Here is a 13,738-nt window from a genome sequence, read left to right on the forward strand (position 1 = left end):
CGGAGGTCAGGCGCGCAGCGGGCGGCCCGTCGAGTCGACGGAGTAGTAGCCGGACTTCGAGGTCAGGTAGAGGATGCCCTCGACGAGGCCCCAGATCCCGACGATCGGCGCGAGGAAGCCGAGCGACAGCACCGAGACGAGGAGCATCGCCAGGCCGATGCCGGTGTAGCCCAGGTAGAACCGGTGGATGCCGAGGCTGCCCACGAGGATGCCGAGCAGACCGGCGGCGAGGCGGGACTTCGCCTGCGGGTCGTACGCGGGGTCGACGCCGGGCTGGCCGTACGGGCCGGGCTGGCCGTAGCCCGGCTGCCCGTACCCCTGCTGCGGGTAGCCCGGCGCGGGCGTGCCATACGCCGCGCCCTGCGGCGCCTCGCCGTAGCCCGGCTGCGCGCCCGGGGTCCCGTACGGCTGCTGACCGTACGCCTCCCCGTACGGGGCCTGCTGCGGGTCGTGGCCCGGCGCGGCGCCCGACGCCGGTGCGGCGTCCCCGGAGGCCGGGTAGCCCTGCGACGGGTCGGGCTGCTGCTGGTACGGGTTCTCGGACAAGGCGGCTCCTCGGGCGGCGCGCCGCGGCGGCGCGGACGGGACGTGGGTCGGGTTCTGGCGTCACCGGCGACGTCCGCTATGATCGGGGCGCGCGCTGGTTCGCCGAGGATCCTCCCAGAGGCTCCGGGGCGGACGCCACCAGCGCCACGCGGGTGTAGTTCAATGGTAGAACTTCAGCTTCCCAAGCTGACAGCGCGGGTTCGATTCCCGTCACCCGCTCAGCAAGCGAGAGCCCCGCACCGGTCCGGTGCGGGGCTCTCGTCGTCCGTGCGGCGACCCGCGGGTCGTGCGGCAGTGGTCACGGCACGGGCGGGTCGGGCGAGGGTGCCGGACCCGAGGTCGCGCGCCGCGGCGACGGTGACGCGGCGCGCGACCCCGGGACCGGCGATCCGGAGGCTCAGCCCAGGATGCTGCCGGCGGCCTTGGCCGAGGCGGCGAGCGAGCCGGTGAGGGGCAGGTCGGGAAGGATCACGGCCTGCGCCGCGTGGTAGACGTCGGGCTTGCCGACCCACGTGACGCCGTCGGGGCGGTTGGCCGTGTCGAGCTCGTGGTGCCAGGACCCGCGCTCGTGGTCGACGAGGTACCGGTCGACCCACTCCCACCAGCCCGCGGCGGCGTCGCCGAACCGCGCGTCGCCCGTGACCCGGCCGAGCACGTCCGCCGCGGCGACCGCCTCGGCCGCGACCCAGTGGTAGCGGCGCGGCTCGACCGGGGCGCCCGACCAGTCGACCGTGTAGACGAAGCCGCCGCCGTGCTCGCCGTCCCAGCCGTCCGCGACCGCGCGGTCGAACAGCGCGACCGCGGCGTCCGTGCGCGCACCGGGCGTGCCCGCGGCGACGTCCACCTGGAGCAGGAGCCGCGACCACTCGAGGCCGTGGCCCGGCGTCGAGCCGTACGGCTTGAACGGGTCGCGCGGGCGGTCCGCGTTGTAGTCCGGCAGCGGGTTCCAGCCGGCGTCGAAGTGCTCGGGGATGCGCCACGCGTTGTCGCGGGCCCAGCCGATGACGCGGTCGGCGATCGACACGGCCCGCTCGAGCCACTCGGGGTCGCCCGTCGCGTCGTGCGCCGCGAGCAGCGCCTCGACGGAGTGCATGTTCGCGTTGACGCCCCGGTACTCGTCGAGGACCGACCAGTCGCGCGACCACTCGTCCGCGTGCATGCGCGGCCCGGGCTCCCAGAACCGCTCGTCGAGCACCGCGAGCGCCGCGTCGAGCAGGTCGCGCGCGCCCTCGCGGCCCGCGATCGTGCCCGAGGCCGCGGCGAGCACGACGAACGCGTGCGCGTACGCGCTCTTCGTGCCGTCGACGGGCTCGGTCTCGCCCGCCGCCGGGTCGTGGCCGTCGCCCGGTCGCGGTGCCGGGCCGCGCGAGGCCACCCAGCCGCCGTTCGCCGCGTCGACGAGCACCGCGCGCAGGCCGTGCAGGGCCGCGTCGGCCCGCTCGCCCGCGCCCGGCACCCCGAGCAGCGATGCGAACGCGTACACGTGGGCCATGCGCGCCGTGATCCACGTGTGGACCGGTCGCGACAGGTCGGGGCGCCCGTCGTCGTCGAGCCACTGAGCGGCCCCGTCCGCACGCAGCGACGCCTCGCCGAAGCGCAGCAGGTCGGCAAGCTGCTCGCGGCGCCACGCCGTGCGATCGACTCGCAGGTCGGTCGTCGGCGCGGTCCGCTCGGTCGGGTGCTCGGTCATGTGTCGGTCCTTCTCGTGCTGGGTACGTGGCGCCGCACCGGGCGCGGGGCCGGGACGGCGCGGTGCCCCGGGACGATCATCCCGGGGCACCGCCGGTGGTGCATGCTCACCTCACGCCTCGGTCGGCGAGGTCGTGGGGCGGGCGGGTGAGGTTCAGCCGCAGGTCACGGCGGCGTAGTCGCTGTCGATCGACGCCGTCACCTCCTCGTCGCCGCTCCCGCGCGTCGCCTCGACCGTGACCGTGCCGGCCTCGACCGACGTGGCCCGCGTCGCGAACGACTGGTAGGCGTTGGCCCCCGGCGCGACGGCCGCGAGCTCCTTGGTGCCGAACGGGGTGACGAGCCGCACCGCGACGGGCGCGTCCTCGCCGTTCTCCGCGCGGACCGCGACGTACACCTTGCCCGCGAGGCACCGCGTGCTCACGGTGACGTCGATCGCGAGCTCCGCCTGGCCCTCGGTCACGGTCACGGGGACCTCGACCACGCGGCTGGTCCAGCCGTCGTCGACCACGACGTACGCCGTGTACGACCCTGCCGCCGCGTAGGCGTGCGAGCCGGTGACCGACCCGTCCGCCACGACGCCCGCCTCGACGTCGGACCCGTCGCCCCACGTGACCGCCGCGCGCAGCTCGGCGCCCTCGCGGCCGCCGGTCACGTGCGCGAGGACCGCGTCGGTGGACTGGCCGACGGCGAGGCTCACGCCCTCGGCCGCCGTCACCTCGAGCGCGGGCTGCTCCGCGAAGGTGCCGTCGTGCGCGATCGCGACGACGTGGATGCGCCCGTCGCGCGCGAGCTCGCCCGGCTGGTCCGGGAGCGTGAGGCTCACGGGCCGCTTGCCCTCGGGGAGCGTGATCGGCGCCGTCGCGAAGAACGCCGCGGGGGTGCCGGTCTGCGGGCTCCCGCCGCGCAGGCGGTGGTCCGTCACCGCGACCGCGATGTTGCCGAACACCGGGTTGCGGGCGGCGCCCGACCAGTCGCCGAAGCTCAGGTCGATGGGCTGGGACGAGCCGTCGTCGAACGTCAGCGTGCCGGTGGCCTGCTGGTTCTTCTCCGTGCCCGTGCCGATCACCGAGAGCTGCTCGGCGTCCGCGGGGACGTCCAGCTCGATGGTCTGCCCGTCGCCCGTCGCGTTGTCCGGCTCGCCCGCGGGGACCGCGGGGACGTCGAACGCGAGGTCGGTGCCGGGCACCGTGCCGCGCTCGCCCTGGACGAAGCCCTTCGCCTCGAGCTGCGCCCGGTCGAAGAACACGCCCTGCCCGTCGCACGAGCCGACCGTGGTGCCGACGTCGCCGATGCACACGTTGTCGTACGCGGCGAGCAGCGATCCCTCGCGCAGGAGCGAGACGCTCACGTGGGACGTCGCCGTGACCGGCTCGACCCCGTCGCCGGAGACCGTCACCGTCACCGGGTACACGCCCGGGGCGGCCCACGTGTGCGCGGCGTGCACCGCGTACCCGCCGAACGCGCCGGCCACGAGCGTCCCGGCGACCGGGTCGGCCCCGTCGCCGAACGTGACCTGCGCGTCGAGCGCGGCCACGTCGCCCCCGACCCCCGTGAGGGTCGCGAACGCGCCGGTGACCTCGCGGCCCGTGACGGCCTCGCGGTCCGGGGCGGCCGAGAGCGTGAGCTCCTGGGCGCCCGACTCCCGCGGGTCGGCGAGCAGCTCGACCTCGGCGAGCGACAGCGCGCCCTCGCCGGCCGTGGCCGTGACCGTGACGCGGTACTGCGCGAACGCCGCCGGGTCGGCGACGGTGAACGGCCGCGTCTGCAGCGCCCAGCGGAACTGCTCGCCCGACCGCTCGTCGAGCGTCGTCCACGTCTCGCCGTCGTCCGAGCCCTCGAGGGTCCACGCGGACGGCGAGGCCGTCCCGCTCGCCCCGGAGGTCAGGGTGTACGTCGCGACCGTCGGCCGGATGCCGTTGCCCGCCCACGTGATCGACGGGGTCGACGTGGCGAACGTCGTGCGCGAGGCGGACGTGTTGTCCGTGAGCGCCGTGGCGCTCGTGGACGCGTCGCCGTCGCTGACGGTCGTCGTGCCGAGGCCCACCGTGGTGGCGTCCTTCGCCGGGACCGGGGGCTCGTCGCCCTCTGTGAGCGACGGCGGCGCGTCGTCCTCGCCCGTGCCCCACGCCGACGGCTCCGGACCCATGACGAAGTCCAGGGTCGCGCCGCCCGAGAGGTCGGCCTGCGAGAGCGACGTCGACGTGCGCGCCTCGCCATCCACGGCGAGGGACTGGACGTAGACGTTGTCGACCGAGTTGTTCTCGGCGTTGACGACGAGGTCGCCGTCCGGCAGGTGCACGGTCGCCGTGTCGAACAGCGGCGAGCCGACCGCGTACTGGTCGGAGCCGACCTGCAGCGGGTAGAAGCCGAGCGAGGCGAAGATCCACCACGACGACATCTCGCCGTTGTCCTCGTCGCCCGGGTAGCCCTGGCCGATCTCGCTGCCCACGAAGAGGCGGCGCATGACCTCGCGGACCTTCTCCTGGGCCTTGGCCGGGGCGCCCGCGGCGTCGTACAGCCACGGGATGTGGTGCGACACCTGGTTGCTCATGCCCCACATGCCCATGCGCACGTCGCGCGCCTCGCGCTGCTCGTGGATGCCGCCGTTGCCGGCACCCCGCTCCGGGGTGGAGAAGAACAGGTCGAGCTTGTCCTCCAGGCCCTGCTTGCCGCCGTAGAGGTTCGCCAGGCCCTGGCCGTCCTGCGGCGCGTGGAACGCGAAGTTCCAGCCGCTCGTCTCGGTGTAGCCGCCGCCCCACGCCTCGGGGTCGTACGTCTCCGGGTCCACGGCCCACGAGCCGTCCGCGTGGCGCGGCACGAAGAAGTCGACCTCGGGGTCGAACAGCTCGACGTAGTGCGTGGCGCGCTCGAGGAAGTACGCCGACTCCTCGCGCAACGTCTCGCGACGCTCGTCCGGCGTGGCCGGGTCCTCCGCGAGGGCCGCGGCCATGTTGCCGATGCCGAAGTCGTTGATCAGGCCCTCCAGGCCCCACGACACGGACTCGTGCGTGGACTCCGGCGTGAACCCGAGGAACGGCGACGTCTGCAGGCCCTTGCGGCCCACGGCGTTGTTCGGCGGCGCGACGGTCGCGTTGCGCAGCGCGGCGTCGTACGCCTCGAGCGCGGTGCCGGTCGGGAGCGAGCCCTTGAGGTACGCGTCCGCGAACGCGACGTCGGAGCTCGTGCCCGTCATGAGGTCCGCGTAGCCCGGCGAGGACCAGCGCGCGATCCAGCCGCCGTCGCGGTACTGCTGCACGAACCCGTCGATGAGCTCGCCCGCGAGCTCCGGGTAGAGGAACGAGTACGCCGGCCACGCCGTGCGGTACGTGTCCCAGAACCCGTTGTTCACGTAGATCTTGCCGTCGACGATCTTCGCGTTCGTCTGCGTGTCGGTCGCCGAGCCGGTGGTCGCGGAGACCGGGCTCGCGTACTGGTACCGGGGCTCGTCCGCCGTGCCCGTGTTCTCGAACTGCGAGTTCGGGTACAGGTTGAGGCGGTAGAGGTTGGAGTACAGCGTGACGAGCTGGTCCTCGCTCGCGCCCTCGACCTCGATGACGCCCAGGCGGTCGTTCCACGCCTCGGCCGCGGCCGCCTTGACCTCGGTGAAGGTCTTGCCGGTCACCTCCAGGTCGAGGTTCTTGCGCGCCTGGTCGAGGCTGATGAACGACGTCGCGACGCGCAGCTCGACCGTGTCGTCGGACGACGTGTCGAACGTGGCGAACCGCGCGTCGGCCCGGTTGCCCGTCGCCGTCCCGACCGCCGTCGGACTACGGTCGAAGGAGCCGGCGACGAACATCCGCGTGCGGCCCACGGAGAGGCCGGACCCGTTCTCGACCCAGCCGGAGATCGTGCCCGTGGCCTGGTCGAGCGTGAGCTTGGACGAGCCGTCCACCTTGTCCACGATCACGTGGCCCGTGCTGCCGGGGAACGAGAAGCGCAGCACCGCGCCGTGGTCGCTGGGCGTCGCCTCGAGGGCGGAGCCGTTGGTGAACCGGACGCCGTAGTAGTCGGGCCGCGCCGTCTCGTCGGCGTGGTCGAACTCGAGACCGCGCGTCGAGAGGGTCGCGTTCGGCGTGCCCGCGACCGTCGACGGCAGGAACGTCAGCTGGTTGCGGTCCCCCATCCACGGGCTCGGCTCGTGCGAGACGCCGAAGCCCTGGAGGACGGGCTTGTTGTTGCCGTTGTTGGCCTTGTGGTACTCGTACAGCCAGCTCTGCGAGGACGCGTTGGTGTACGGCACCCAGAAGTTGAACCCGTTCGGCAGGGCCGCCGCCGGGATGTTGTTCCCGCGCGAGAACGAGCCCGACGCGTGCGTGCCGCGGCGCGTGTCCACGTAGTTGACGAGGCTCGACCCGTCGATCGTCGCGGGGTCCGCGGTGATCGCCACGTCGTCGAGCCAGCCCGCGAACCGCGTGCCCGCGTGCCCGGCCGGGTTGTCGTACCCGACGAGGAGCTGGTCGACGGTCTTGCCCGCGGCGACGTCGCCCAGGTCGATCCGGACCGAGTTCCACTGGTCGGCGTAGAGGATCTTGCCCTCGCCCTGCGCCTGCGCGCTCGCGACCGTCTCGTGCGCGTCGCGCGCGCCGAGGTCGGACAGGAAGGTGCCGTCGGTGAAGCGGACGTCCACCGCGGCGTACGTCGACGGGTACTGCAGGTCGTCGAGCAGCTCGGGGAAGATCGTGTAGCTCAGGCGCGTGTCCTCGCCCACGACGACGTCCACGTCGTCGTAGAGGACGTTCGTCGCGTACGCCTCGCCGTCGGCGATGTGCGAGCCGTCGTAGCGCAGGGAGCGCAGGCCGGTGAACCCGACGCCGGCCTTGTTGGTGAAGTTCACGCGCGGCCCGGTGCCGACCTCGGTCGTCATGGGCGCGGGCGGCTGCGCGGCGGAGAGGTCGGACGAGAGGTCCCAGCCGGCGAGCTGCACGATGTTGTCGCCGGAGTTCGCGGTGATGTTCAGGCGCAGGTAGGCGTAGGCGGCGGTCGGCTCGTCGAGCTCGAACACGCGCTGCTGCTGGCGCTGGGGGAAGTCCTCGTCGGTGCGCTGGTCGAGCGGCGTCCAGGTGGTGCCGTCGGAGGAGCCCTCGATCGTCCAGTTCTTCGGGTCACGCCCGGGGGCGTCGTCGCCCGACGTCATCGCGTAGGCGGAGATCGAGACGGGCTCGGCGAACTGGTACGTGACCCAGCCGGTCGAGGCGAAGGCCAGCCACTTGGTGCCCGAGCTGCCGTCGGCGAGCTTGGCGGCTCCCTCGTTGGGCAGGTTCTCCGCGCTCGCGGTGATGCTCTGGAGCCCGCCGAGCACGCTGCCGGGCAGGCCCGCGGTGAAGGCCCCGACGTTCGACTGCCAGGGCTCGCCGTCGCGCTCCGCCACCGTGGTGGACAGCGGGGCCGGGTCGCCGGACTCGAACGAGGAGAAGAAGTCGCCGGGCTCGGCGGCGGCCGCGGGCGCCGCGGCGAGGACGCCCACGGGTACCGCGAGGGGTACGGCGAGGGCCACGGCGAGCGCGAGCCCGAGCGGGCGCGCGCCGCCGCCGGAGCGCGCGACCGCGCGTCCGGGCGGGAGGGGTCTGATCATGCTCGCGATCTCCTTCGATCATCTGACAGCGCTGTCAGGCTGCAGGGGTGCCCCTGACAACGCGCAGGGGGGAAGCGTTGTCAGGGGCGACCTGAACTTATGCGGCGGCTCCTCGCTTTGTCAACGCGACCTCGGCGGGGTCGAACGGCGCCCGACGAGGGGCCCCCGGGGGCGCGCACGACGTGCCCGACGGGGGTTCGCGCCGCCCGCGCGCACCTAGGCCCCGGGGCCGGGAACCTCCCCCGTGCCCCGCACGACGAGCCGCGTCGGCACCACGACCAGCCGCGGCGCGAGCTCGGGGTTCTCGGCGCGCGAGACCGCGAGCGCCGCGGCCTGACGACCCATCTCGACGACGTCGTAGCCCACGACGGTCACGTGCAGGAGGTCGGCCAGCTCGAAGTCGTCGAAGCCCACCAGCGCGACGTCGGGGGCCTCGCCCCCGGAGACGCGGTCGCGCAGGGCGTGCAGCGCGCCGACGGTGATCTTGTTGTTCGCGGTGACGAGCGCCGTCGGCGGCTCCGGCAGGGCGAGGAGCTCGGTGACGAACGCGCGCGCGAGGTCCGCGTCGTGCGCGCCGTCGCGCACGTACCGCGCGGGGTCCTCGACGCCGGCGGCCCGCAGCGTCGCCACGAACTCGTCGCGGCGCTCCTGGAACGTCCACAGGCGCGAGACGTCGCCCACGAGGGCGATGCGGCGGTGCCCGTGCGCGAGCAGGTGCGTCACGGCGTCGCGCACGCCGCCGCGGTTGTCGATGACGACGGTGTCCGCCTCGACGCCCTGCGCGGGGCGGTCGATGAACACGACCGGGAGGCCGTCGTCGAGCTCGCGGCGCAGCGACGAGTGGTCGGTCGAGGTCGGCGTGACGACGAGCGCGCCGACGCGCCGCTCGACGAGCGCCTCCGTGAGCGTGCGCTCGCGCTCGGGCTCCTCGTCGGAGCTCGTCGTGATGAGCTGCAGCCCGTGGTGGCGCAGCTCGCGCTCGATGCCGCTCGCGAGCGCCGAGTAGAACGGGTTCGCGAGGTCGCCGGTCACGAAGCCGACGAGCCGCGACGAGCCGCCGCGGGCGAGGTCGGCCGCGACGGCGTTGCGCCGGAACCCGAGCCGCTGCGCGGCCTCCTGGACCTTGGCGCGCGTCTGCGGCGCGACGTTGGGTTCGTCGTTGAGGACGCGGGACGCCGTCTTGAGGCTGACGCCCGCGGCCTCGGCGACCGACGCGAGCGTCGGGCGCCGTCCTCCGCGGCCCGCGTGCGGTCGCGCGACGGCGTCGGGCGCGACGCGCGTCGCCGCGGCCGGTCCTGCCACCGTCGTGACCGGGGCCCCGCCCGGCGGGAGCATGTCCGCGTGCTCCCCCTGCACCACCATCATCAGATCTCCCGTCGGCCGCGGATGAGCATGTCGACGACGATAGCGAGCAGGAGCACCGCTCCGGTCACGATGTAGCGCGTCGCCGTGTCGAGGTTGAGCAGGGTGAGGCCGTTCGCGATCGACTGGATGACCAGCACGCCGAGCAGCGCGGACCACGCGCTGCCGCGCCCGCCGAACAGGCTCGTGCCGCCGATCACCGCCGCGGCGATGGCCGTGAGGTAGGTGTCCGCCCCGCCCGTGCCCTGGTTCGCGGCGGCGAGGCGGCCGGCAGCGAGGACGCCGCCGAGCGCGGCGAAGGTGGAGCAGGCGACGAAGCACGAGACGACCGTCCGCCGCACGGCGACGCCCGCGAGGAGCGCCGACCGGCGGTTGCCGCCCACCGCGCGCACCGAGCGGCCCCAGCGCGTGCGGCGCAGGAGCACGTCGACCACGACGACGAGCGCGACGAAGAGCACGACGGTGTAGCCGATGCCGCGCGCCGTGCCGAGGTAGGCGACGGTCGCGACGAGGACGGCGGCGAGGAGCCCGGTGCGGACCGCTGCGCGGCCCAGGCCCGGGCTGGGGAGCCCCGCGCGCACGCGGCGCACGTGGTCGGCAACGCGCAGCGCCGCGTACCCTACGACGACCGCGGCCACGAGCCCCCACGCGACGGCCGGGGCGAGGAAGCCCTGCTGGACCGTGCGCACGAGCCACGACTCGAACGGGAGGTTGATCGACCCCTTGGGCCCGAGGACGCGCAGCTGCACGCCCGCGAGGACGAGCAGGCCGGCGAGCGTGAAGACGAACGACGCGAGGCCCAGGCGCGTGGACAGCAGCCCGTACCCCATGCCCACGACGACGCCGACGGAGAGGGCCGCGACGATCGCGAGCCCGACCGGCCACCCGAGGCCGACCGTCCCGACCGCGAGCACCGCGGCCGCGAGCCCGCTCACCGACCCGACCGACAGGTCGATCTGCCCGACGAGCAGCACGATGACGACGCCGAGCGCGATGATGCCCGTGGGCGCGCTCTGGAGCGTGAGGTTGACGAGGTTCTCCGCGGAGAGGAACGCCGGGTTGACCGCGCCGAGCACGACCCAGATGAGCAGGAGCGCGCCGACGATCGGCAGCATGCCGAGGTGCGCGCCGCGCAGCTGCTGCACGACGGTGCCGGACAGGGCGCCGGTCGTCGTGCGCTCGAGCGCGGCGCCGGGGGTGCGGCCGGGGACGCTCATCGGTGCACCGCCCCCGTGCCGCCGGCCCGCCGCTCGCGGGGCTCCGGGCCGGACGCGGCGCGCGCGGGACCGCCGGGACGCGCGGGCCGGACCGCGCCGGTCATCGCGGCGAGCAGGTCCTCGTACGAGGTGTCGCCCGAGAACTCGCCGTGCACGCGCCCGAGGCGCAGCACGACGATGCGGTCCGCGACGGCCTGGAGGTCGCCCGCCTGGTGGCTGATGAGCACGACGGCGTGGCCGCGCTCGCGCAGCTTCTCGATGAGGTTGAGCACCTCGGCGGTCTGGCGGACGCCGAGCGCGGCCGTCGGCTCGTCGAGCACGAGGACGCGCGGCGCGCCGAGCAGGGCCCGGGCCACCGCGACGACCTGGCGCTGGCCGCCGGACAGCGTGCGCACGGGCTGGCGCACCGAGGGGACGGTCGCCGCGAGCTGGTCGAGCAGACCCCACGCCTCGCGCTCCATCGCGATCTCGTCGAGGAACGGCCCGCGCAGCGTCTCCTGGCCGAGGAACACGTTCTCGACGACGTCGAGGTCGTCGACGAGCGCGAGCTGCTGGAAGACCGCCGCGATCCCGTGCGTGCGGGCCGCGGCGGGCGAGTCGAGCACGACGGGCGCGCCGTCGAGCAGGACCTCGCCGCCGTCCGGGCGGAACGCGCCCGCGATGACGCCCGCGAGCGTCGACTTGCCGGCGCCGTTGTCGCCCACGACGGCGAGCACCTCGTGCTCGCGCACGTCGACGTCGACGTCGACGAGCGCGCGGACGCCGCCGAAGTTCTTCGAGACGCCGCGCAGGGACAGGACGGGTGCGCTCACGGTGCGGCCTCCAGGAGCCCGGCCTCGACGCACGCGTCGACGTAGTACGGGGTGCAGATCTCGTCCAGCGAGTGGACCCCGCCGTCCACGACGACGCGCTGCACGTCGTCGACCCCGACGGCGCGCGGCGCGAGCAGCAGGCTCGGGACGCCGTCGATGACGGCCGTCGCGCGCGGGTCCTCGCCGCGCAGCACGCGCACGGCGAGCTCGGCCGCCGTCCGCGCCTGCTGGGCGGTCGCCTTGTAGACGGTCATGTACTGGTCGCCCGAGACGATGCGCTGGACGGCCGCGAGCTCGCCGTCCTGGCCGGTCGTGGGCGGCACGGGGTCGAGACCGGCGGCCTTCATGGCCGCGATCGCGCCGCCCGCGATGCTGTCGCTCGCCGCGAAGACGCCGTCGACGCGACCGGGGTACTGCGTGAGCTGTCCCTCGACCCACTCGGTCGCCTTGTCGGGGCTCCAGTCGGGCGTGTCGTACTCGGCGAGCACGTCGATGTCCTCTCCCTCGAGCGCACGGTGGGCGCCGGCGGCGAGCTCCGCGGCGTTCGGGTCGGTGGGCGAGCCCTGGACGAGCAGGACGCCCGGCCGCCGGCCCTCGCCCGGCGGGTCCTGCTCCGCGCGGTCGAGGACCGCGCCGACGAGCGCCTCCCCCATGAGGTACCCGATGAGCTCGTTGTCGAACGAGACGTAGTAGTTCGCGCCGTCGACGAAGCGATCGTAGGCGATGACGGGCACGCCGAGGCGCTGGGCCTCCGCGACGATGCTCACCGCGGCGACGGCGTCGACCGCGTCGAGGACGAGCACGTCGGCGCCGCGCGCGAGCATCGACTCCGCCTGCTGCTGCTGGTTCGCCGCGTCCTGCGCGGCGTTGGCGTACAGCACCTCGCACGTGGGGCACCGTCGCTCGACGACGCCCACGAAGGTGGGCCGGTCCGTCGTCTCGTAGCGCGCGGTCTTCGCCTCCGGCAGCAGCAGCCCGATCGTCCCCTCGGACGGGCCGGCCGGCGCCTCCTCGGGCGCGGCGCACCCGGCGAGGGCGAGCAGCGTGACGACGGCGGCCGCGACGGCGCGGCGCACGCGCGCGGCGGTCATGCGCTCACCCCCAGCGACCCGCTCACGCGGGCCAGGTCGAGCGCGACGGCGAGCGCCCCGCGCACCTCGGCGGCGGAGCCGAGCTCGGACGCGACCACCTGGACGGGTCCGGCGGTGCTCGGCACGGTGCGCTGCTCGAGCGCCGTGCGCAGCGGGCCGAGCAGCGCCTCGCCCGCCTCGGCGAGCTGCCCGCCCACGACGACGATCTCCGGGTCCACGAGGTTGCAGAGGTTGGCGGCCGCGACCCCGAGGTGCTGGCCGGCGTCGAACAGGACGCGGCGGCAGCCCGGGTCGCCCTCCTGCGCGCGCGCGATGACGTCGCGCAGCGTGAGGTGCCCGCGGCTCTCGGAGAGCATGGAGAGCAGCACGCCCGCGCCGACGTACATCTCGAGGCACCCGCGGTTGCCGCACCGGCACACGGGGCCGTTCTCGTCGATCGTCACGTGCCCGATCTCGCCCGCGACGCCCGCCCGGCCGTGCACGACGCGCCCGCCCAGGACGAGCCCGCCGCCGACGCCGTGCGACACGCGCAGGTAGGCGACGGCGTCGTGCCCGACGGCCGCGCCGAACCGGGTCTCGGCGAGCGCGCCGAGGTTGGCGTCGTTGTCGACCGTCACGGGCGCGCCGAGCTCGGCCTCGAGCACCTCGGGGACGACGACGCCGTCCCACCCGCGCATCATCCCGACCGTGGCGATGCTGCCCGCGCGCACGTCGACCGGTGCGGGGACGCCCACGCCGACGGCCAGCAGCTCGTCCGGGGCGGCGTCGACCGACGCGACCATCTCGGCGACGAGGAGCGCGGCGCGCTGGAGGCCCGTGTCCGCGCGGTGGTCCGGCGCGAGGGGCATGCGCTGGTCGGCGAGGACGCGCATCGAGGCGTCGGCGAGCGCGACGCGCATCGACCGGCTGCCGAAGTGGACGCCGGCGACGAGCCCGAGGTTGCGCGCGAGGGTGACCTGGAGCGCGCGGCGCCCGCTGCGCGTGGACGGCGAGGTGTGCAGCACGCCCGCGCCCGTGAGCTCCTTGACGATGTTGGAGACGGTGGCCGGGGACAGCCCGGTGACGCCGGCCAGCTCGATCTGCGTGAGGGAGCCACGCTGCTGGACGGCGCTCACGATCCGAGCTCGGTTGGCCTCACGCAGTGAAGTCTGCGAGCCCGGGGTCACCCGGTCAGCGCGCACGTCCGCCAGAATACCGCCGAGGCACCCCGGTCCAGGTGGGGCGCCCCGGCTCGGTCCCGTGCGGGTTCCCTCGGCCGCTGGTCGATAGCGCTGTCATCCGAGGCGGTCCTCAGCGGAGCCGCAGGTTGGATCCACGACCTGACGTGAAGATCACGATTGGGCGACGCTTGAGTTCACTTCTTGACACCAAGCGTGGGTCGCCGTTGGATGGGCACCGGGTTCGAGGGCGCGCCGGTGCGCCCGGCCGGCGCGACGTGGTCGTCCC

General features: G+C 74.5%; 8 protein-coding genes and 1 tRNA gene. 1 reads left to right on the top strand and 8 read right to left on the bottom strand.

The window, feature by feature from the left end:
- Positions 1-6 precede the first annotated feature (6 nt).
- Positions 7-546, bottom strand: a complete 540-nt coding sequence (locus tag GJV82_RS01655) for a TM2 domain-containing protein (protein WP_155097993.1) — start codon at positions 544-546, stop codon at positions 7-9.
- A gap of 148 nt (positions 547-694) precedes the next feature.
- Between GJV82_RS01655 and GJV82_RS01660 the strand changes: the two genes are divergently transcribed.
- A tRNA-Gly gene (locus GJV82_RS01660) sits at positions 695-765 on the top strand.
- A 178-nt stretch (positions 766-943) separates the two neighbouring features.
- Here the strand turns inward: GJV82_RS01660 and GJV82_RS01665 are convergent.
- The 7 genes from GJV82_RS01665 to GJV82_RS01695 form a co-directional block, all read right to left on the bottom strand.
- A complete protein-coding gene (locus tag GJV82_RS01665) occupies positions 944-2,236 on the bottom strand; it encodes an AGE family epimerase/isomerase (RefSeq protein WP_115941811.1) in 1,293 nt (430 codons plus the stop codon).
- Positions 2,237-2,389: 153 nt separating this feature from the next.
- Entirely contained in the window at positions 2,390-7,810 is a 5,421-nt protein-coding gene (locus GJV82_RS01670) for a GH92 family glycosyl hydrolase (protein ID WP_196217164.1), read from the bottom strand.
- A gap of 216 nt (positions 7,811-8,026) precedes the next feature.
- The gene (locus tag GJV82_RS01675) at positions 8,027-9,175 is read right to left on the bottom strand and encodes a LacI family DNA-binding transcriptional regulator (protein ID WP_225872995.1); all 1,149 of its coding nucleotides are present in this window, start codon (positions 9,173-9,175) and stop codon (positions 8,027-8,029) included.
- Positions 9,175-10,389, bottom strand: a complete 1,215-nt coding sequence (locus tag GJV82_RS01680; RefSeq protein WP_024839148.1) for a sugar ABC transporter permease — start codon at positions 10,387-10,389, stop codon at positions 9,175-9,177. The genes GJV82_RS01675 and GJV82_RS01680 overlap by 1 nt, the downstream gene beginning before the upstream one ends.
- Positions 10,386-11,201: an ATP-binding cassette domain-containing protein gene (locus tag GJV82_RS01685; RefSeq protein WP_024839149.1), complete on the bottom strand. Its 816-nt coding sequence runs from the start codon at positions 11,199-11,201 to the stop codon at positions 10,386-10,388. The genes GJV82_RS01680 and GJV82_RS01685 overlap by 4 nt, the downstream gene beginning before the upstream one ends.
- Positions 11,198-12,292 (bottom strand): substrate-binding domain-containing protein, encoded by a 1,095-nt coding sequence (locus tag GJV82_RS01690; RefSeq protein ID WP_115941809.1) that lies wholly within the window; start codon positions 12,290-12,292, stop codon positions 11,198-11,200. Before GJV82_RS01690 ends, GJV82_RS01685 begins: the two co-directional genes overlap by 4 nt.
- The gene (locus GJV82_RS01695; RefSeq protein WP_024839151.1) at positions 12,289-13,407 is read right to left on the bottom strand and encodes an ROK family transcriptional regulator; all 1,119 of its coding nucleotides are present in this window, start codon (positions 13,405-13,407) and stop codon (positions 12,289-12,291) included. The genes GJV82_RS01690 and GJV82_RS01695 overlap by 4 nt, the downstream gene beginning before the upstream one ends.
- Positions 13,408-13,738 lie beyond the last annotated feature (331 nt).

Origin of the sequence: Cellulosimicrobium composti (genome assembly GCF_009711085.1) — a bacterium.
GTDB lineage: Bacteria > Actinomycetota > Actinomycetes > Actinomycetales > Cellulomonadaceae > Cellulosimicrobium > Cellulosimicrobium composti.

Excerpts from the sequence above, each read along its gene's own strand:
- GJV82_RS01665 (WP_115941811.1), bottom strand. The coding sequence starts at position 2,236 with ATGACCGAGCACCCGACCGAGCGGACCGCGCCGACGACCGACCTGCGA.
- GJV82_RS01670 (WP_196217164.1), bottom strand. The coding sequence starts at position 7,810 with ATGATCAGACCCCTCCCGCCCGGACGCGCGGTCGCGCGCTCCGGCGGC.
- GJV82_RS01675 (WP_225872995.1), bottom strand. The coding sequence starts at position 9,175 with ATGATGGTGGTGCAGGGGGAGCACGCGGACATGCTCCCGCCGGGCGGG.
- GJV82_RS01680 (WP_024839148.1), bottom strand. The coding sequence starts at position 10,389 with ATGAGCGTCCCCGGCCGCACCCCCGGCGCCGCGCTCGAGCGCACGACG.
- GJV82_RS01690 (WP_115941809.1), bottom strand. The coding sequence starts at position 12,292 with ATGACCGCCGCGCGCGTGCGCCGCGCCGTCGCGGCCGCCGTCGTCACG.